The sequence below is a fragment of the Anabaena sp. CCY 9613 genome (genome assembly GCF_963920895.1).
In the GTDB taxonomy this organism is placed as follows: Bacteria; Cyanobacteriota; Cyanobacteriia; order Cyanobacteriales; family Nostocaceae; genus Cyanocohniella.
Map to the genome: position 1 here is coordinate 293,080 of NZ_CAWUDE010000005.1, position 20,316 is coordinate 313,395.

At 41.3% G+C, this 20,316-nt stretch carries 19 protein-coding genes, 1 pseudogene and 1 riboswitch; of the genes and pseudogenes, 12 read left to right on the plus strand and 8 right to left on the minus strand.

Translation table 11 applies throughout. The annotated features are described in order from the left end of the window. Nucleotides 1–70 precede the first annotated feature (70 nt). The 4 genes from ACM0OT_RS08565 (at nucleotide 71) to ACM0OT_RS08580 (ending at nucleotide 4,187) form a co-directional block, all read left to right on the plus strand. The gene (locus tag ACM0OT_RS08565) at nucleotides 71–1,105 is read left to right on the plus strand and encodes an iron ABC transporter substrate-binding protein (protein WP_414563941.1); all 1,035 of its coding nucleotides are present in this window, start codon (nucleotides 71–73) and stop codon (nucleotides 1,103–1,105) included. 151 nt (nucleotides 1,106–1,256) lie between these two features. Beyond that, the gene (locus ACM0OT_RS08570; RefSeq protein ID WP_414563942.1) at nucleotides 1,257–1,448 is read left to right on the plus strand and encodes a hypothetical protein; all 192 of its coding nucleotides are present in this window, start codon (nucleotides 1,257–1,259) and stop codon (nucleotides 1,446–1,448) included. A gap of 73 nt (nucleotides 1,449–1,521) precedes the next feature. Continuing rightward, a complete protein-coding gene (locus ACM0OT_RS08575; RefSeq protein ID WP_414563943.1) occupies nucleotides 1,522–3,141 on the plus strand; it encodes an ABC transporter permease in 1,620 nt (539 codons plus the stop codon). Between the two features lie 8 nt (nucleotides 3,142–3,149). Beyond that, the gene (locus ACM0OT_RS08580; protein WP_414563944.1) at nucleotides 3,150–4,187 is read left to right on the plus strand and encodes an ABC transporter ATP-binding protein; all 1,038 of its coding nucleotides are present in this window, start codon (nucleotides 3,150–3,152) and stop codon (nucleotides 4,185–4,187) included. Here the strand turns inward: ACM0OT_RS08580 and ACM0OT_RS08585 are convergent. Further along, nucleotides 4,171–4,809 carry a Uma2 family endonuclease gene (locus ACM0OT_RS08585; RefSeq protein WP_414563945.1) on the minus strand — a complete coding sequence of 213 codons (639 nt, stop codon included), beginning with the start codon at nucleotides 4,807–4,809 and terminating at the stop codon, nucleotides 4,171–4,173. The two genes, ACM0OT_RS08580 and ACM0OT_RS08585, sit on opposite strands and share 17 nt — an antisense overlap. Nucleotides 4,810–5,277: 468 nt before the next feature. Here ACM0OT_RS08585 and ACM0OT_RS08590 point away from each other — a divergent pair, with 468 nt between their 5' ends. Next, nucleotides 5,278–6,714 (plus strand): sodium/glutamate symporter, encoded by a 1,437-nt coding sequence (locus tag ACM0OT_RS08590; protein WP_414563946.1) that lies wholly within the window; start codon nucleotides 5,278–5,280, stop codon nucleotides 6,712–6,714. An 80-nt stretch (nucleotides 6,715–6,794) separates the two neighbouring features. Here the strand turns inward: ACM0OT_RS08590 and ilvD are convergent, their stop codons facing one another. The 4 genes and pseudogenes from ilvD to ACM0OT_RS08610 form a co-directional block, all read right to left on the minus strand. Beyond that, a complete protein-coding gene (ilvD, locus tag ACM0OT_RS08595; RefSeq protein WP_414563947.1) occupies nucleotides 6,795–8,486 on the minus strand; it encodes a dihydroxy-acid dehydratase in 1,692 nt (563 codons plus the stop codon). A 116-nt stretch (nucleotides 8,487–8,602) separates the two neighbouring features. Further along, nucleotides 8,603–8,746, minus strand: a pseudogene (locus ACM0OT_RS08600) (Uma2 family endonuclease); the annotation flags it as partial. Between the two features lie 32 nt (nucleotides 8,747–8,778). Beyond that, the gene (locus ACM0OT_RS08605; RefSeq protein ID WP_414563948.1) at nucleotides 8,779–9,402 is read right to left on the minus strand and encodes a TenA family protein; all 624 of its coding nucleotides are present in this window, start codon (nucleotides 9,400–9,402) and stop codon (nucleotides 8,779–8,781) included. A gap of 86 nt (nucleotides 9,403–9,488) precedes the next feature. Continuing rightward, nucleotides 9,489–10,259, minus strand: a complete 771-nt coding sequence (locus ACM0OT_RS08610; RefSeq protein WP_414563949.1) for a pentapeptide repeat-containing protein — start codon at nucleotides 10,257–10,259, stop codon at nucleotides 9,489–9,491. A gap of 190 nt (nucleotides 10,260–10,449) precedes the next feature. Between ACM0OT_RS08610 and ACM0OT_RS08615 the strand changes: the two genes are divergently transcribed. Continuing rightward, nucleotides 10,450–10,743 carry a type II toxin-antitoxin system RelE/ParE family toxin gene (locus ACM0OT_RS08615; protein WP_414563950.1) on the plus strand — a complete coding sequence of 98 codons (294 nt, stop codon included), beginning with the start codon at nucleotides 10,450–10,452 and terminating at the stop codon, nucleotides 10,741–10,743. A 5-nt stretch (nucleotides 10,744–10,748) separates the two neighbouring features. Next, nucleotides 10,749–11,066 carry a HigA family addiction module antitoxin gene (locus ACM0OT_RS08620; protein ID WP_414563951.1) on the plus strand — a complete coding sequence of 106 codons (318 nt, stop codon included), beginning with the start codon at nucleotides 10,749–10,751 and terminating at the stop codon, nucleotides 11,064–11,066. A gap of 26 nt (nucleotides 11,067–11,092) precedes the next feature. On the opposite strand, the gene ACM0OT_RS08625 is transcribed toward ACM0OT_RS08620, so the two are convergent. Then, on the minus strand, nucleotides 11,093–11,893 hold the full coding sequence (locus ACM0OT_RS08625) for a class I SAM-dependent methyltransferase (RefSeq protein WP_414563952.1): 801 nt from the start codon (nucleotides 11,891–11,893) through the stop codon (nucleotides 11,093–11,095). Between the two features lie 196 nt (nucleotides 11,894–12,089). Beyond that, nucleotides 12,090–13,715 carry a cation:proton antiporter gene (locus ACM0OT_RS08630; RefSeq protein WP_414563953.1) on the minus strand — a complete coding sequence of 542 codons (1,626 nt, stop codon included), beginning with the start codon at nucleotides 13,713–13,715 and terminating at the stop codon, nucleotides 12,090–12,092. 96 nt (nucleotides 13,716–13,811) lie between these two features. Further along, a riboswitch (Fluoride riboswitch) is annotated at nucleotides 13,812–13,875 on the minus strand. A 1,288-nt stretch (nucleotides 13,876–15,163) separates the two neighbouring features. Between ACM0OT_RS08630 and nifH the strand changes: the two genes are divergently transcribed. After that, complete coding sequence (gene nifH / locus ACM0OT_RS08635; RefSeq protein WP_414563954.1) at nucleotides 15,164–16,060, plus strand: nitrogenase iron protein; 897 nt, start codon at nucleotides 15,164–15,166, stop codon at nucleotides 16,058–16,060. A gap of 39 nt (nucleotides 16,061–16,099) precedes the next feature. On the opposite strand, the gene ACM0OT_RS08640 is transcribed toward nifH, so the two are convergent. Then, entirely contained in the window at nucleotides 16,100–16,393 is a 294-nt protein-coding gene (locus ACM0OT_RS08640; protein ID WP_414563955.1) for a hypothetical protein, read from the minus strand. A 422-nt stretch (nucleotides 16,394–16,815) separates the two neighbouring features. Here ACM0OT_RS08640 and ACM0OT_RS08645 point away from each other — a divergent pair, with 422 nt between their 5' ends. The 4 genes from ACM0OT_RS08645 (at nucleotide 16,816) to ACM0OT_RS08660 (ending at nucleotide 20,188) form a co-directional block, all read left to right on the plus strand. Continuing rightward, nucleotides 16,816–17,688 carry a zinc metalloprotease HtpX gene (locus tag ACM0OT_RS08645; protein ID WP_414563956.1) on the plus strand — a complete coding sequence of 291 codons (873 nt, stop codon included), beginning with the start codon at nucleotides 16,816–16,818 and terminating at the stop codon, nucleotides 17,686–17,688. Nucleotides 17,689–17,729: 41 nt separating this feature from the next. Next, complete coding sequence (locus ACM0OT_RS08650; RefSeq protein ID WP_414563957.1) at nucleotides 17,730–18,119, plus strand: hypothetical protein; 390 nt, start codon at nucleotides 17,730–17,732, stop codon at nucleotides 18,117–18,119. A gap of 346 nt (nucleotides 18,120–18,465) precedes the next feature. Further along, on the plus strand, nucleotides 18,466–19,689 hold the full coding sequence (locus ACM0OT_RS08655) for a glycoside hydrolase family 10 protein (RefSeq protein WP_414563958.1): 1,224 nt from the start codon (nucleotides 18,466–18,468) through the stop codon (nucleotides 19,687–19,689). 85 nt (nucleotides 19,690–19,774) lie between these two features. After that, nucleotides 19,775–20,188, plus strand: a complete 414-nt coding sequence (locus tag ACM0OT_RS08660) for a hypothetical protein (RefSeq protein WP_414563968.1) — start codon at nucleotides 19,775–19,777, stop codon at nucleotides 20,186–20,188. Nucleotides 20,189–20,316 lie beyond the last annotated feature (128 nt).

Genomic DNA, 20,316 nt, shown 5'->3' on the forward strand with positions numbered 1-20,316 from the left:
TTTTTAATACAAGACTATTTCTTGTATTAGAAATATTTTATGTAATAGTTTTTTGTTATCGGAGGAAATTATGAAGCGTCGCCAATTTATTTATGTAGTGGGACTAGCAACGGCTAGTGGTGGATTAGCGATCGCTTGTGATACTAATCCTAATCAAAACCAAGCTGCCCCAGAGTTAGAAAACGAATTAGTTGTATATTCAGGGCGCAACGAAAAGCTGATTGGTGAACTAATTAAGCAGTTTGAACAACAAACTAATGCTAAAATTCAAGTCCGTTATGGTGATACGGCTGAGTTAGCATCAGCAATTTTAGAAGAAGGACAAAATAGCCCTGCTGATGTATTTTTTAGTCAAGATGCAGGCGCTCTCGGCGCTTTGCAAAAAGCAGGGAGAACAGTACAGTTACCAACATCATTGCTGAATCAGGTAGATAGTGCTTATCGTTCCCCAGAGGGGCAATGGATAGGTGTTACTGGTAGAGTGCGTACAGTTGATTACAACACTAATTTAGTCAAAGCTGAGGAATTACCATCATCTATCTTCGGTTTTACTGACCCGAAATGGAAAGGAAGAATTGCTTGGGCCCCCACCAATGGCTCATTTCAATCTTTTGTCACAGGTTTACGAGTTGCTGAGGGCGAGGAACGCGCTAAGGAATGGCTAGAAGGTATCAAAGCTAATGATCCTCAAGTTTTTCCCAACAATACATCAATAGTAGAAGCATTGTCTCGTGGCGAAGCAAGTGTAGGATTCGTCAATCACTATTACTTGCAACGCATCAAACAAGATAATCCCGACGTTCCAGTAGAACATCATTTCACTGAAGATATTGGTTCTTTGGTAAATGTCGCTGGTGTGGCAATTCTCAATACTGCTAACCATCCAAATATTGCCCAAAGATTTGTCGAATTTATGCTGAATGAAAATGCTCAAAACTACTTTGCTGGTCAAACATTTGAGTATCCTTTAGCTGCGGGAGTTGAACCTAAAGGCAATCTCAAATCACTCACTCAACTACAAACACAAGCCAAAAAAATTGATTTGAGTAACCTCAACGATTTGGATAATACATTAAAGTTAATGCAGCAAACAGCGGTCATTTAGACTGTTGATAACAGCTTGGAGTCTGGTATGCCAAGAAAAAATTAATTCTTTCAAAAGTTTTCTTGCTTACCAGTACAAGTTAATGGTACTAGTAAAAAATAGCAAAATTATTGCAAAAACTTCCTAGTAAGGAAAAATGGAGTCTGGGAAGATGATTAACATCGCCGGTGTAGCCATCATGAACTCAACCAAGCAAAAAGCCGCAGTGGAAAAATTCATTGGCTACTTGCTCAAACCAAGTTCACAAACTTACTTTGCCAAACAGACTAATGAATATCCTGTAGTTTCAGGCGTAGCAGGGCCAGCCAATCAATTACTACTAAGTTCAGATAAAGACACCTAATGTGAACCTGACAAACTTAAACGATTTGCCAGGAACCTTAGAATTATTACAGCAGGCAGGAGTTTTGTAAAAGTTGAAATCTTCGGTTCGCCCTCCATTATTCCTGATTCTAGCGGCGGCGGTAGTCGCAGTTGCCATTACTTTGCCGTTAGTCTACTTGGTGATCCGTGCTGTAGGTATTGGTGGGGATGAGTTTTGGGCATTGATCTCTCGTCCCCGCAATATCACCATTTTCTTCAACAGTGCCGCAATGGCAGCCACAGTGACTTTATTTTCCACACTGATTGCTGTACCATTGGCATTTTTAACTGTACGGACAGATTTACCCGGCAGAAGTTTTTGGTTAATAGCAACCACACTACCCTTAGCAGTTCCTAGCTATGTGGGTAGTTTTGCTTTAATTGCTACCTTAGCGCCAAGAGGTAGCTTTTTACAGTTATTGCTGCAACCTTTGGGAATAGAAGAATTACCTTCTATTTATGGTTTTCCAGGGACAGTTTTAGCCATCACCTTATTTACCTATCCTTATCTACTATTAAGTGTGCGTTCTGGACTACAAGGCATAGATCCTTCCATAGAGGAAGCCGCCCGCAGTTTGGGTTACACCAGTAGAGAAACTTTCTTTAAGGTAGTGTTACCCCAGTTAAAACCATCAATGGTTGCGGGAGGATTATTAGTAGCTTTGTATTCATTACGTGACTTTGGTACACCTTCGTTGATGCGGTTTGATGCTTTTACCAGAGCAATTTTCATTCAATACAAAGCCAGCTTTAATCGCAACACAGCCGCTGTTTTGGCACTGATGTTGGTGGCATTAGTATTATTAATTTTATGGCTAGAATATCGAGTGCGATCGCGGGCTGCATATTACAGTCGTGGTTCTGCTTCTTTGCGTCCACCCAAAATTGTCAAGTTGGGAATTTGGAAATGGCCGGCTATGGCTTTTTGCTTACTGATCACTAGCTTCGGTGTAGTGTTACCAGTAGGCATTACCTTATTTTGGTTAATTCGCGGACTTAATACTGGCTACAACTTTCCTAATTTATTACCCAGCATCCTCAACTCAGTTTCCGCAGCTGGATTAGCCGCTATAGCTACTACTATATTTGCCTTACCTATAGCAATTTTATCAGTCAGATTTCCCACAAGAACTACCGCTATTATTGAGCGCTGTTCTTATGTAGGCTTTGGTTTACCGGGAATTGTTGTGGCTTTATCGTTGGTATTTTTTGGTGCAAATTACTTACCATTTTTGTATCAAACTTTGCCAATGCTCATATTTGCATACTTAGTATTATTTTTACCCCAATCAGTCGGCACAGTCCGCACTTGTTTATTACAAGTCAATCCTCAGCTAGAAGAATCAGCACGCAGCTTAGGCAGAAATTCTTGGCAAACCTTAAGAGAAGTCACTCTACCTTTAGTTAGGCCTGGTGTACTTAGCGGTGCAGTATTGGTGTTTCTCACAGCTATTAAAGAACTACCAGCCACGATGCTGCTAGCACCCATAGGCTTTGGCACCTTAGCAACACAAATTTGGCAAGCCACAGAAAACGTAGATTTTGCTGATGCTGCGGCCTCATCCTTAGCGATGCTATTGGTGTCTATGGGTTCAACATTATTGGTGCTATCCCAAGAAAACATCAAAAAAGAGCAAGTCACACCCCAAGTAGAAATCAAAACCAAACTCTAATTTTCACTATGCAACAAGCAATTGTCCAATTACAGAATGTCACCAAGCAGTTTGCTGACAATCCCTCTCCTGCTGTGAATAACGTTTCTCTAACATTGCAACAAGGGGATGTCTTGGGATTGCTCGGCCCCTCTGGTTGTGGTAAAACTACCCTGTTGCGACTAATTGCGGGTTTTGAGCGCCTGCAATCAGGACAAATTGAAATAGGTGCAAAGGTAGTATGCGATCGCTCTATTTGTGTGCCCGCAGAACAGCGTGATATCGGCATTGTGTTTCAAGATTATGCCTTGTTTCCCCATTTAACCGTGGCAGAAAATGTCGCCTTTGGGTTGAAACAAGCTAGTAAACAGCAAATACAAAAACGTATCAGCGAAGTTATTGAACTGGTAAGACTCGAAGGCCTAGAAAAACGCTACCCTTATGAACTATCTGGTGGACAACAGCAACGAGTCGCCCTAGCCCGCGCCTTAGCACCCCAACCGCAACTAATGCTGTTAGATGAACCTTTAAGTAATCTCGATATCCAAGTGAGATTACGATTGCGGGAAGAAATTCGAGATATTCTCAAAGCAGCCGGCACTTCAGCCATTTTTGTGACTCACGATCAAGAAGAAGCACTAGCTATTTCTGATGTTGTAGGTGTGATGCGACAGGGACACTTAGAACAATTAGGTACACCAGAAGAAATTTATACTCATCCAGCCTCTAGATTTGTGGCTGAGTTTGTTACACAAGCGAATTTCCTACCTGCCCGTCGCCAAGGTAATTTATGGGAAACTGAAGTTGGTAGTTTTGAGTTACCAATTAATCATGCTACGGAAACAGGCGAAATTATGATTCGCCAAGAAGACTTTATTTTAAAACCAGCTAACGATTCTTCGGTAGTCATTCGCAGCCGACGATTTTTAGGGCGTGAGTATCTATATTGTTTAAAAACTGCTTCTGGACAAGAACTTCACGCTCGGACAATCACTGATTTAGCCTTACCTATAGGCGCACGGGTGCAGGTATCTATAGTGGGTGATGCTGTCAAGGTTTTTTCTTAAGTTCTTTTCTAAAAGCTTGAATTGCTTGGCTGCTACCAACAACTTGACTTTGCTGAACGTATTGATTGACTAGCTCAATTATCGAAATATTTGGAAAAGTAGGACTAAAATTTGACTCTATATATTTTCCGCCTTGCAAGACGTTAATTTGTAAGCCTTGTTTTCCATATCGCCAAAGTTCTGGTACTCCCAAAATTTGATAATTTTCCAATTGCGTGCGAGAAGTTAAATCAATTTCTATGGCTAAGTCTGGGGGTGGATCTACACTTAAATTTATGCGATTTTTACCAATAACTGCCGCTTGATTTTGAATATAAAAACAAGTATCCGGTTCTACTCCCTGACTCATTTTCTCGTTTTTGAGGGTGGTTGAACCTAAGGCATCATAATTGATATTTAGTTCATTCAGTAAAATTTTGACTATATCGCCAATAATTTCTTTGGCTTTTTCATGTTCAGGTAAGGGAACCATCATTTCTAAAAAACCATGACTATAGGAAATTCTAGCAGCGCGATGTTCGCCTAATTCCGCCAAAATATTTTCAAATTGCTGCCAACTAACGTCCTCAAGTAACAGTTGCTGTCCCGGTTGAATCCTCAATTGTCTTAACTCTAAAAGCATAAATATTCATCTTCCTCTTTTACTACAATATTTTGGCTGATAAATACGGGTTGAAAACACTGGGATTTATGGGAGTTGGGCTGATACCCACCTAACTTTTCACGGTATCTGGAAAACCTCTCTCTAAATCTCTCTCCTGCGAGGCGAGAGACTTTGAATTGCTGATTTGGAAGTTAGATTTTCCGTGGACTTTTCCACATGACGTGAAAAGTCAGATACCCACAAGGGTATACCTCTTTTTAAACTTCAAGGCTACCTGTGGGATGGTCTGCTAAACCTACATCCTAGAGATTTTCTTGATCATAGCGGCGATCGCACTTAGCATTTAACATAATCAATGTAATTAGGGAGTAGAGAAACACCGCTTTGCGGTCGGTTGTTGCCAAGATGCCAAGACTCATGGAGAATCAAAAGATACAATTAATTCTCTAATTGGGCAAAGCTGCTAAAGGCAACTGTAAAGTAAGAATGTTTAATCTAATAGATGTATTCTGGGCTTATATTTTCATCGCTATATTAATTCTCGTGGGGCGGTTGATTAGACAACGCCTGTGGGCATTGCGATCGCTCTACATTCCTAGTTCCATTGTGGCTGGTATACTTGCTTTACTACTAGGTAAAAGTGCATTAGGTGCAGTTGTTCAAGCTGTAAATCCCGATTCACCCTTAGTTGCAGGCATATTTTCGGCAAATGTCCAGGCAGTGTGGTCACAATCTCCTGGTATTTTTATTAACATTGTTTTTGCCACTTTATTTCTCGGACAGTACGTACCGGGTTTGCAGGAATTTTGGCGGAAAGCTGCGCCCCAGGTGGCTTTAGGTCAGGCGATCGCTTGGGGACAGTATGTGGTAGGTTTGCTACTAGCTATTACCGTATTAACGCCTATTTTTGGCTTACCTCCCATTGTCGGCTGTTTAATTGAAGTCGCCTTTGAAGGAGGACACGGTACATCAGCCGGGATGGCGAAAACTTTCACAGACTTAGGGTTTCCGGCTGGTGCTGATTTATCTTTAGCTTTAGCAACAGTAGGGCTGGTGTCGGGGGTAGTTGCAGGTACGTTTTTAATTAACTGGGGACGCCGCACGGGACAAGTCCAAGTCAGCCGTGAACCAATGGTTTATTTAGAAAATGCAGAAAATCAGATAGAAGATGAACACCCCAGTGTGACAACTGCTAGAGAAAATTTATTCCGGGACTTACTAATTGATCCTTTGTCACTCAATTTTGGTTTTGTGGGACTAGCTGTGGCATTTGGTTGGCTAATTTTAGAAGCACTGCGCTGGCTAGAATCAGTCACATGGGGACAAACTGGACTACTATTGATGCCCTACGTACCCTTGTTCCCCATTGCCCTCATTGGTGGGATCATTGTGCAGTATATACTTGTACGTACCAGACGCACCTATTTGATTAGCCGTGTCCTCATGGAGCGAATTGGGGGACTGGCATTAGATATTACCATTGTGACGGCTTTGGCTAGTATTTCTCTGTCGGTACTGGGTGACAATCTAGCTCCCTTCATTATTTTGTCAGTGGCTGGTATTGCATGGAATATCTGCGCTTTCGTCTTTTTGGGCCCGCGTCTACTACCTTTTTATTGGTTTGAACGTGGCATTGGTGACATGGGACAATCGATGGGTGTGACTTCCACTGGCTTATTGTTATTGCGAATGGTAGATCCCGATAACCGTTCCGGTGCTTTTGAAAGTTTTGCTTATAAACAATTACTGTTTGAACCTATCGTGGGTGGAGGCTTATTTACTGCGGCTGCACCACCTTTAGTTGTTCAGTTTGGCCCTGTAGCAGTTTTACTATTAACATCAGCGATTCTGGCATTCTGGCTGGTATTTGGTTTCTATAACTGTCGGCAGTTACGCAAGTTGGACTTGCCAGGCAAAATTTAGTTGGTGGAAGTGAAACAATTTATGGGAGGGCGAAAATGCCCACCCCACAGTTAATGATTTTTAGGTGCCAAATTAGCTGGTTAATTTGCAAACAAATCTAAATCTGTCACCGCACCAACACTACTAGAAGAAACCAACTTGGCATATTTCGCTAGTACGCCTTTAGTATACCGAGGTGGACGGGGTTGCCAATTGGCGCGACGACGGGCTAATTCTTCGTCGGAGATGTTCAGCTGTAATAAACGAGCAGGGGCATCAATGGTGATAGTATCACCTTCTTCCACCAGAGCGATCGCACCGCCAACGGCTGCTTCTGGGGCCACATGGCCAACCACCATCCCGTAAGTACCGCCAGAAAAACGCCCATCGGTAATTAAACCCACTGCATCACCTAACCCAGCCCCAATAATTGCTGAAGTGGGCGCCAACATTTCGCGCATTCCCGGGCCACCTTTGGGGCCTTCATAACGAATGACGAGAATATCACCTGCTTTAATCTTGCCTGCCAAAATCGCATCTAAACAAGATTCCTCAGATTCAAATACCCGTGCTGGGCCAGTAATCACGGCTTTTTTGATTCCGGTAATTTTTGCTACAGCCCCTTCTGTGGCGAGATTACCTTTGAGGATGGCCAAGTGTCCTTGAGCATACATTGGTTTATTCCAAGGACGGATGACATCTTGGTCGGTGCGTGGTTCTGCTGGTATATCTGCTAAAGTTTCCGCGACTGTTTTTCCGGTAATAGTCAGGCAATCACCATGTAGTAAATCATGCTCTAATAGCATCTTCATGACTTGGGGAATACCACCAGCTTGGTGTAAATCTGTAGCGACATATCTCCCACTAGGTTTTAAATCGCATAAAACCGGGACACGGCCACGAATAGTTTCAAAGTCGTCTATGGTGAGTTCAACACCAGCAGCGCGAGCGATCGCTAAAAAATGTAATACTGCATTTGTGGAACCACCCACAGCCATAATGACCGAAATGGCATTTTCTATAGATTTACGAGTGATAATTTGGCGCGGTAAAATTTGCTTGCGAATGGCTTCTACTAAGAAAAACGCCGATTTTTCTGTACTATCAGCTTTTTCTTCATCCTCTGCTGCCATTGTGGAAGAATAAGGTAAACTCATCCCCATTGCTTCAAAGGCGGAAGACATGGTATTTGCTGTATACATCCCACCGCAGGAACCAGCACCAGGACAAGCTTGACGTTCCACAGCTAAGAGTTCATCATCATCAATTTTGCCGGCGCTGTATTCACCTACTGCTTCAAAGGAACTGACAACAGTTAAATCTTTACCTTTGTAGTGTCCAGGTTTAATTGTGCCACCGTAGACAAAAATAGCCGGAATATTCATGCGGGCCATGGCTAGCATTGCCCCAGGCATATTTTTATCACAGCCACCAATAGCCAACACGCCATCCATACTTTGCCCAGTACAGGCGGTTTCAATGGAATCAGCAATCACTTCCCGTGACACCAGGGAATATTTCATCCCTTCTGTTCCCATAGAAATGCCATCACTAATAGTGATAGTACCGAACATTTGCGGCATTGCTCCAGCGGTTTTTACGCCACTTTCCGCCCTTTGCGCCAGTTTATTAATCCCCATATTGCAGGGAGTAATAGTACTGTAACCATTAGCAATGCCCACAATGGCCTTATTAAAATCTTCATCCTGAAAACCAACTGCACGCAGCATAGCTCGATTAGGCGATCGCTGCACCCCTTGCGTGACAATTTGGCTTCTCAAATTCTCCGACATCTTTTTTCCTTCCGTGCCATCATCGCTTGTATGGCGATTGTATTATCTGATTTTCTCACGGATGAGAGGCAACAGGTAACAGGAGAAAGTATCAATTATTTTGAATGATGGGAAAGCTACAGAGCCGAATCAAAAATCTGCTGTGCGGTAAGTTTTAGTTCTGGGAAACAGAGAGAAACGATGCGGTCGTTTCCTCTAAATAGATTTTTGACGTATTCGCCATCAACTAACTTGCAGACAAAAATAGCGGGTTGTTTGGGTGCATCTCTGGTGAAAAATCCGGGTTTAGTACTTACGAATTACTAAAAGCATTTTGAAAAAAATCTAACTCACAAAACATGGCATAACGGTAAGTTGAGTGAATTACAGAACTAGAAGTAGCATATTTATCCACCAAATCTTCTAGTTGTTGTGTCAGGGGTTGAAAATCTGCACTACTATAAGTGCGAATCCAATCAGCATACTGATGATTAGGAATACCATTACTAGCTAACTGTTGTCCCAAAAAAGCATAAAGACGCATACAAGGAGACATAGCCGCAGCCGTTACCCCTACATCCCCACTCCAAGCAGTAGCCAATAAAAAATCAGTATAGCGCCGGGTAGCCATTCCAGGTTGCACAGCACGCAAATCAACTCCCCATTGAGTAGCGTAGTCTTCATGTAACCGCAACTCTGCCAAAACCCCATCAGCCAAGGCATGAAAAGTCATAAATCCTTGCCAATCGGGTGCTTTCGCTGCGGCGATACTATATGCACGGGCAAAGGCTTCTAAGAAAAAAGCATCTTGCCCTACATAGTAAGCAAACTTGGCAATTTCCAGACTACCATCACCGATACCTTGCACAAAAGGATGCTCTAAACAAGCTTTTGCAACATCTTGATTCGCTGTCCACAATTCATGAGATAAAGTCATTAATTCAAAATTCAACGTTTTTGAACGCCAGTTGCTACAAGTTGGGGAACCCGCCCATCCCACTGGCTCCTTGTGACTTCCCCCATTTAAAACGGTAAAAACTGAAGTAAAACCGAGCCAAGACTACCTAAAAAGTCAAAAAATCTGGGTTTACCAGTACTTACTTTATCAGAGTATGGTGTTTGCAATTCTGTGATAAAAGCCTGTGCTGTTTGGATTCCCGCTTCATTGTTTTGGGATCGAAACATTTTTTCGGCAATTTGAGCATCTTGAAATGCACTTTGTCGATCTAACATTTGGTAGCGGGCAACACCACGGGCTAAATAAGCACCTGGGTATTCTGGTTGAGAAGCGATCGCTTGATTAAAATAATTGATGGCTTGCTGTTGATTGCCTTTTTGTGCTTCGGCCACACCCAAGGCATAAAATTCTTCTGGCGTCGCAATTTGCATAGGTATCCCAATTGCACCTTGAAAGTTAGCGCCATTTAGGTAAGCATCCTGAAATTCTGTATTGGCTAAGTAGGTACTTCTCAAATCTGCACCTGCTAGGTTAGCTCCACTCAGTCTCGCCTCGCTGAGGTTTGCACCAAATAAACCAGCACCGCTTAAATTGGCACCCCGCAAATCAGCACCGCTTAAATTCGCACGGCTGAGGTTAGCACCTGCAAGATTAGCACCACTTAAATTGGCTCCAGATAAGTCAGCCATAACTAAACCTGCATTACTCAAGTTACAATTTTGACATTCTTTGGTTGCTAATAACTTTTGAACGTGTGTAAAATTGGCTGCTTGGGCAATTGTTGCCAGGCTAATGGTAGTTAAAAATGCGCCTGTAGCTAAAATTTGGCTTTTCATACTTGCTCGTAATATCTCCTACTCAATACACAAGCTAAAACTATAGATTTATACTTGAGCCTATGATATGAGTAGTCAGGGTGATTTGCCATCTGTAGTTTTCCACATCACACCCAGAGATACAAGCGATCGCTTAAAGGTAAATGTAATTGATTTTTGCTAGCATGATAACACGGGTACCATGCTAAATATGATATTATCGTTTAAGGATAAAGCGACTGAAGACATTTTTGATGGTAATGACTCAAAGGAAGCCCGAAAACAGTGTCCTAAAAACTGTTGGAGTGTTGCACAGAGAAAATTAGATCAACTCAATGCAGCGTTTGCATTGAATGATATGCAAGTTCCACCAGGTAATAGATTAGAAGTTTTAAAGGGCGATCGTCAGGGTCAGTATAGCATTCGGATTAATGACCAATATCGGATTTGCTTTACATGGACACCCGAAGGAGCGTCAGATGTTGAAATAGTAGACTACCATTAGGAGTTATGAGAATCCCAAAGCATAGATCCCCCTCCCATCCTGGTGACATATTACTCAAAGATTTCCTAGAGACAATGGAAATATCACAAAGAGAACTTGCAGATGCAATCCACGTTCCTTATCAGCGAATTAATGAAATTGTCAATCAAAAACGGGGTATAACGCCTAGTACAGCATTAAGATTGGCAAAATTTTTTGGGAATAGTTCAGAGTTTTGGTTAAACCTACAACAGAATTGGGAACTTTACCATGTTCTCAAAGAAGAGGAAGCGGAATTAAAAACTATTGTCCAGTTCAAAAGTGCTGAAATAACTGCTGGATAATTGAAGGCGATCGCACCAACGCTGTGTTAGCTTGCAGTATATGCCCATATCTCAAACTTGGCTTTTGATGATAACTCTGTTTCCAAAGAACCGTAATGTTCAACACAAAACTCTTCAAACTCACTCATGACATGAGGAAATATCTCTTCCGACACCAGCCAACATAAACCGTAAGCCCGTGATTTTAAAAAACCGAGGAGTTCTCCCACGCTATTGCTTACCGTCCACTCTTTTGCAATCACATAGTTTGACCGATAACCTTTGTTGAGCAGATAGTCTTCTGTGTTGATTTGTTCGATTACTTTCTTAACTTTTTTTGGTGCTTCTTTTACTTCGTATTTAGCTGCAATTTCTCTAAAATAACGCTCAAACTCCATACGTGCAGGTGGAGTAATCCATTGAGCATTGAGATAAAAACCTTGTGGTTTCAATACGCGAATAATTTCATCCAAAAACATCTTCTGACTGGAAACAGTATGAAGCATATGAACGGTTAGCACAACGTCAAAACTTTGATCTGAAAAAGGCAATTGTGAAGCATCTGTATTAATCAGCTTGAGATTGGGAGGAATATTTCCCAGCTTTTGCTTGAATTGGTCAAGCATTTCTGGAGAAACATCAATTCCTGTGACAGAATAGCCGCGTTTGACAAAAGGAAGAACATTCAAGCCTGTACCAACACCAGGTTCTAAAAAAGATGTTTCAGGTGTTGCGTTTACTAATTCCAGAATAAAATCTGCCACTTCCTCAGCGATAGACTCTGTTAACCAACGAGTTTGGTCATAGAGGTGAGCAATTTTATCGTAATAGTTATTAGGCTTTCTCATTTTGCTGAACTTTACACAGTAGTTTCAATCTACCATAGCGGAGCTTGTCTCTTATATCACTCCATGCCGCGGGCTTATCGCCTACTTACGGTACAACGTTAACAGAACCGAATTGATGGAAGTGATGATCAAATGCAAACGCTTGATTTAACTTAAGTTTTTGAATCACAACCTTACTAGAACAGTCTGTAATTATTTAACTTGAAGAATTATCGACTAAGATTACAGGTATAGAACTAGCTTCTAAAACGGCTTGAGATACAGAACCAATTAATACATTTTCCCAAGCCTGATGACCACGTTTTCCGATGATAATTGCAGTGGCTTTATGCTCTTGAGCGATGCGAATAATCTCTTCTGGAACAGCACCATTGACAGTTAAAAACTCATATCTGATATCAGCTAGTAATTGTTGACTTTGCTGTTTGAGTTGTTCAATTTCTTGCTGATTCGGCAAATTCACGACATGCAAAACGATTGCCTCACCGTTACTGCGTCGTGCTAAATCTGCTACCTTGGTTAAAACTGCTGTAGCTAAACCAGAAGTGTCAACTGCTGCTACTAATAAGGTACGTGTCGCCACTGTCACTTTGGTGGGATCAACTTCTCCCCGTTCTAATAACTGAGGTGCAAAAGTCATAGTTGCCCAAGCGCCCAAAGGTGCTGTAACTAAAATTGATAAAGCGGCGATCGCTAAAATTGTCTCACCTCCAGCAATACCTTGAGCTAGTGGTAATGCCCCAATAGCTGCTTGTACTGTAGCTTTGGGTGAGTTTCCTGGTAATAAAAATAGTTTTTCCCGCCAATTCCAATTACTACCCAATGTGGAAAGATACCATCCCAGCATCCGACCGACAAGTAAACCAATGGCTAATATTAAAATACCGGGTAAGAGAATTTTTTCTAATACTTGCAGTTGAATAGTTGCACCCAATAAAACAAACAAAAAAATCTCAGCAACTATCCACAAACTGTCAAAACCACCGCGTAATCTTCTAGCTAAAGGTGCATCTAATTCAATCAAGAAAAACCCCATAGACATGGCTGCTAAATAACCAGAAAAGTAAGGCAACCAATGAGCAGTAATTACTAGAAATAAAGCTATACTAGCAGCAATTACAGTATCTTGAACGGCATTTTGAGTCCAGTTTTGTTTGACTAACAACACAACTAGCAAACGAGCTGCTAAGTAGCCCAACAGCAACCCCAGAAAAATTTGCATGATGATTTGCAACGGTAGCAATTGCAGGGGTGTCAAAGTTAACCCACCAGGAAGGACAAGTTGCTCAACTCCGCCATCACCCAAGAAACTCAGCAACAAGCTAAATACTAGTAACAGCAGCACATCCGATAAAGCACTACCAGTCAAAATTGCATCGGGGATACCTTTAGTTACACCCCAACCTAAACTTTTCAGCCGCAGCATCCCAGGGACAATGACAGCGGGGGATTCTGCACCGATGACACAGCCCAAAAGTAACCCAGTGAGAAAATCAAAGTTAAAAATTACCATAGCAGCAAAAGCAATGGCGATCGCTTCGGTAGCTGCTGGTAAAAATCCCAAACGCAGCGCAACGGTTCCCTGTTGAGATAGCTTTTCTCTATCTAGCCCTAGTCCAGCTTTCATCAAAATAATCATCACCGCCAATGTTCTTAAATCATCAGCAGCATTTAGGATATCTGGACTAAGAACATTACGCACTTGGGGGCCGAGAAGAATCCCCACTATAATCATGCCAATTAAAGGGGGAGCGCCTAAACGACGGGCAAGTTGACCCACAAAAAAGCCCATCATGAGAATCCACAATACACTGGCTAACATTTTTATGACTCCTTGGGGCGCGATTTGTAGACAGATACTTGCTACAAGGGAGTCAGGTAATTAATAAACACAGCCCTACCCTCCCCGCAGCAAGTGGGAAAAGTAGGAGCCATCAGCCTGAGAAACGGCGGTTTTGGCGAGCTCCATCGCCATTGATAATTAACAATACCATTTTTTAGTTATTTTAAAGTTTATATCTCAGGCGATCGCGTCAACACCCGTGAACGCTCATGATCCATCAACGCATTCACTATAAATCCTCATCTGTAGGAATACTATTTAATTTGGAAACATAGATATTGTGAGCAAAGCGCACAGCATCTAAGTTTTTGTGGACTTTGCCTACTCTACATTAATGATTTTTTTTCACATATCATTTATGTTCCCTATAAAAATCATGCTTTTATAACTTGGTAAACTATTATCTAATTACATATTGATCGTCTCGATACTAATAACAATATTCGATTATATTGAATGAAAAATGATTTTATCTCGATATAAAAAATAGTAATTTATATGTTATGCTGCATATAGGAATCAGAAAAGTAAAAGCAGAAAAAGACTTCCAAAGAATTGAGATAAGCTCAATAAAGTTTTTTTGCTCTGGTAAATTCACTTCAGTTCGTTATCGCTTTTTGTAACGAATAGGTCAAATAAGGCTAGGTAGGATAGTAACTTTCATCACGACTTGAAGTCGATCACAACTTGCCTTGGTATGAGCCAGCAAGAGTTAGCTAACCTAGTTAGCATTACCAGCCAGATGCAATTAAACTTAGAGTCTGGGAAGAAAGACTTTTAGTAAAAATCGGCAATTCAATAGAAATTAGAACAGTTACTGACTTAGTATAAGTGGGAGAAAAATTTTCCACCGTGAACTAAGTTATGGCAGACTTTTCGGCTAGAACAAAAACTTCGAGCCGAGCTGATACTGTTCTACAATATCCAGGAATTTAACCATATTGTCAAATATCACCAAGAAGTTCTTGGCGTCCATAACATAAGCAAAATCTGGAAAATTGTAGCGGCCATTGAGAGTAAATTGCAATGATTGGTTGGTTATGTAGTTCAGGGATGTCATTTACATAAACTGAAATTCCTGTTGTAACTACTCTTAAGGTTTGAGCAACCAATTGGGACACTACAACAACCGATAATGCTTGATTCAAGCTTTTTCCAGCTGCATCACATGTGCATGTGATAACACTTGCAATATCTTGTGAGATGCTTCAAAAAAGTGATTTGGCGTCCACGCAATTTCTTGGTAGAGATGCTGTATGGATAAGAACTTGCTGCATAGAATCTGCCTACTTCACAACTGGAAAGAAGTAACAGAATTTGCCGCTAATTTACTACTCGTGATGATTTGACTATACCTAAACCAGCCTAAAAGTTAGATAGAAACTTCCAAATCCATCAACAAACAAAATTGTAGGGACACATTAACCATGACTGACGAAAAAATTAGACAAATAGCTTTCTACGGTAAAGGCGGTATTGGTAAATCTACCACCTCTCAAAATACCTTGGCAGCTATGGCAGAAATGGGTCAGCGTATCCTCATCGTCGGTTGTGACCCTAAAGCTGACTCTACCCGTTTAATGCTACACAGTAAAGCCCAAACAAGTGTTCTACAATTGGCTGCTGAAAGAGGCGCTGTAGAAGATATAGAATTACACGAAGTAATGCTAACTGGCTTCCGGGATGTACTTTGTGTTGAATCCGGTGGACCAGAACCCGGTGTAGGTTGTGCAGGTCGTGGTATTATCACCGCCATCAACTTCTTGGAAGAAAATGGTGCTTACCAAGATTTAGATTTTGTATCTTACGACGTACTAGGTGACGTTGTGTGCGGTGGTTTTGCTATGCCTATTCGTGAAGGTAAAGCACAAGAAATCTACATCGTTACTTCTGGTGAAATGATGGCGATGTACGCTGCTAATAACATCGCTCGCGGTGTTCTTAAATATGCTCACACTGGTGGTGTACGTTTAGGCGGTCTGATTTGTAACAGCCGTAACGTTGACCGAGAAGTCGAATTGATTGAAACTCTGGCAAAACGTCTAAACACCCAGATGATTCACTTCGTACCTCGCGACAACATCGTGCAACACGCTGAGTTGCGCCGGATGACTGTGAACGAGTACGCACCTGATAGCAATCAAGGTCAGGAATACCGCACATTGGCTAAGAAGATTATCGACAACAAAAATCTTACTATTCCCACACCCATTGAGATGGAAGAACTAGAAGAATTGTTGATTGAATTCGGTATCCTCGAAAGTGAGGAAAATTCTGCAATGTTGATTGGTAAGTCATCTACTGAAGTACCAGTAAGTAAATAAGTAATGCTTGGGGGTGGGTAGCACCCACCCCACACATCTCTAATTCTCAACAGGAGTTTGAGGATTATCTTTAATACTACTTACACAAAAATTAATGTGGGAGCGGATGGCTCGTTCATAAACTATGGTCTGCTTTGTGCGTACCCCTATAGGTTGATATACCAAGTTAATTTCGGGAAAGTCGCACCAAGACATTAAAAAAATATCTTTGGCCGGAGTAATAATTTCATAATTATTCTCTTGTTTTTTCTTTCTAAGTCTACAATTATTTAATTTTAATTTTTGTCTAAATAATGTTTCAAATTCTGGGATTAAATTTGCACTATCTTGCATTGTTTGTACACGTTTAATCGTGCTGCTTAGTTAAACATTATCTTGTGATATTACTAAGTATGACACTTTAGTTACCATCATAGGGTAGTGTATCAGTTAAAGGGGCATTTGAAAATTCAAGTATTCAATGTTAAATTATTTACTTAATTAAAAAAATTATCATAAGTGTTAGAGGGAAACGACCGATAATTATAGTAGTGACTAGGGTTGAGTTCTTAATTTATGATAACAAAAGTATCTAAAAAAACAAAATAAGTCCGTGTAAGTCTAAATACCACGCCAAAGTTTAAGTGGGAAATCCGTACTCAAGATGAGAGGTTCTCTGCACCAATATCTGAGTTTAGCTAGATAGAATTAGATTGCGACTTAAGTAATGCTGTTGTCTTAAAACACCAATGCAGCATTAGCGGGAGAGCAAAATTATGACAAATCAATTGAAAACGACTGCTTTGTTAGCTGCCTTGAGTGGCTTGTTAATTGGCATTAGTTACTGGATAATTGGCGGTACTACTGGCTTAGTTCTAGGTATTGGTTTAGCAGCAGCCACAAATCTGTTGTCTTGGTATCAGTCCGATAAAATTGCACTAAGTGTTTACCGCGCCCGTCCTGTGAGTGAAGCCCAAGCGCCGGGACTTTACCGCATGGTGCAGAAATTGTCTCAACGTGCCAATATTCCAATGCCGGGAGTTTACATTGTTCCTGGACAGACTGCCAATGCTTTTGCCACAGGACGTGATCCCGAACATGCTGCTGTAGCTGTTACCGAAGGCATTTTGAATATATTGCCAGAAGATGAATTAGAAGGCGTCATTGCTCACGAACTAACTCATATTATTAACCGCGACACTCTCACACAAGCCGTTGCTGCCACAATCGCCGGGGCTATTTCATTTCTGGCACAAATGGTCAGTTATAGCTTATGGTTTGGTGGAGCAGGATCTCGAAATGGGGATAGAGGTGGCAACCCTTTAGGTATTTTATTAACAGTTATACTTGCACCAATCGCGGCCACAATTATTCAGCTAGCAATCTCGCGCACACGGGAGTTCTCTGCTGATGCTGGTGCTGCTAAATTAACTGGCAATCCCCGGGCTTTAGCCAAGGCATTGCAAAGGTTAGAAGCCACAGCCAAACAACTGCCTTTAGATGCCAATCCAGCTTTTGAGCCGTTATTGATTATTAATCCAATTTCTGGGAAGTTTCTGGGGAATTTGTTCTCTAGTCACCCAGCTACTGAAGCACGAATTGAAGAATTACTGAAAATAGAGCAACAACTGCCTACACAAGTTTATTAGCAGACACTTCAGAAGTTTTGTAGTTAAATCAAGGACTAACCATGACAGATAACAACGTTGAATCCACAGTAATAGAAATCAGCCCTCAAACCAACGAAATGGTAGAAGTCGAAATGGTTGGCGAAACTGATGAACTCAAGCGCGAAACCAAAGCATTGATTGAAGCTTTGAAAAGACGCGCTCAAAGCGAAGCAGAATCAGCAGGTACTCTCACCCGTGAAACTTATTTAAATGCTGTGCGCCAAGCTAGAGAAGCCATTGAACGGGAAAAACTCATTGAGCGCGATCGCCTGGAAAATACTTGGACTACCATGCAAGAAGAAACAGAGAAAAACTGGCATTTATTAGTTAAAGAAATCACAGATTTTAGCGATCGCATCCAAGATGCCGCCAAAGCCGCCTGGGAAGCCTTCAACGCCCCACGTCCCTAAGATTAAGCAAAAAAACTATCTACACATGCAAGGCACGTAGTGGCTTTTCTCTGGGAAGGCCGCTTACGTGGTTTTTAAATTAATGGAGTCTGTGGATATTTTCTCATTTGTATCAACAGGCGATACCTACACTTGTGGCAAACTACGCCAACAGTGCATCCTTGTGGGTTTCATCAGGATCAAAGGTAGTTTGTTGGCGAAAAACAGCCCATTACCAAACCAACTTTTTGGCTTTATCAAGTCTAACCAAATGCGTACAATATGATGAAATGTCCACATAATCCGGAGGAATGCGAACTAAATATGTAATTAAAAGTATCCCTCCAAAACAAAGTCAAGCCTACACATGAATTTTTTGACTAGACATGTGTTTTCTTACTTTTTCTGTTTAGGATTAATACTATACTTAACTGTATTTTCCTTTCCTTCCCTCCCTATTTATTACCAGAAAACTAACTTACCCAGCACAACAGAAATTCGCGGTGTTTGGTTAACCAATGTTGCTAGTGGTGTACTATTTGTTCCTTGGGGAATTAACCGCGCTCTTAATCAATTATCAGCACTAAATTTTAATACGATTTACCCTGTAGTCTGGAATCGGGGGCATACTTTTTATAAAAGTCATGTAGCGAAAAAAGCTATTGGTTCCGACGCCGAACCGCTACTGAATTTAATGCACGGTGGACAGGATGTTTTAACTAAGATAGTTCAACTAGCTAAACCTCGAAATTTAAGTGTCATACCCTGGTTTGAATATGGGTTTATGACGCCGCCTAATTCAAAATTAGCCAGGCGTTATCCTGACTGGTTAACAATGGGGAAAGAAGGAATAAAATCTACCAACGAAATTCCCTTGGAGGAAATCAACGACAACTCGGTGCATCGCCAAGCTTGGTTAAATCCCCTGCATCCAGAGGTTCAAGAGTTTATTTTGGGGCTAATCGTAGAAGTTGTTAGTCGTTACGAAGTGGATGGTATTCAGTTGGACGATCATTTTGGAATGCCAGTCCAGTTGGGTTACGATGCCTTCACTGTAGATCTATATCGGAGAGAACATCAAGGTAAAAGTCCCCCTAGTGACCCATTTAACCCTAGATGGATGCGTTGGCGTGCTGACAAAATTACAGCTTTCATGGCAGAGATATATCAAAGTGTCAAAGCAATTAAACCCAATGCCATCATCTCGCTGTCTCCCAACTCACAAAGTTTTGCCTACAAATACTATTTACAAGACTGGGAAAGTTGGATCAGAAAAGGTTTAATCGACGAATTGATATTGCAAGTATATCGTAATAACCAAAATAGTTTTATTACTGAACTCGAACAACCAAGCGTCAAGTTTGCTCGGACTCGCATCCCTGTGGGTATTGGAATTTTGACAGGAACCTCAAAAACTCCTGTGAAAATCACCCAAATTCAAACCCAAGTACAAACAGTACGCGATCGCTCCTTTCCCGGTATTTCCTTTTTTTATTGGGAAAGTCTCTGGGGTAACATCACACCAGAAGCACCCCAGCAACGGCATCAAGTTTTTCAGAAACTGTTTGCCAGCAAAGCTATCAGACCATAAACTTTGCAACTCTCCAACATAACAATATAGTCTAGCAACCTGAAAATTGCTGTATACTATCGCTGGCGAATGGTATGTCAAAAACATGGTACGGCTTTTTGTGACAGTGATTTTGCTGATGTTAATAACAGCTTGTGGCAGTGTGGGACTGCTGCCCACTACCCAGTTAGTACAAAAGGCGATCGCTCTTCAAGTAGAACAAACCCAGCAGCAACTACAAAAAAAACTGGACTTAGATTTCCAAGGATTTGAAATCAAACGCATATCCATCAGCCAAGAACAACCCCTGACCATTCAAAATTTGCCAGCTTTCCGCGTCCTAGGAACCTACGATTTAATTTTTAAGTTACCCAAAAGACAGTTGAAACAACTTCAACAACCATTTGAGGTTTACCTGCAAATTCAGCAAGAAGGTAAAACCTGGAGATTGCTACGTCCTGAAAAGGAGAGCAAAAATACTCAACAGACTTGGCATAGCTATTTAATTTTAATCTTATAGACATATACATATATATGATGTGGGTAAGGTCAAAGGCGTTGTCAGCAAAGGATAGAGGGACTTGAAAAAAAAGTTAGAAAAACCCCTTGACGAAACTTGAAAGAGTAGATATATTAGATAAGTGCCAA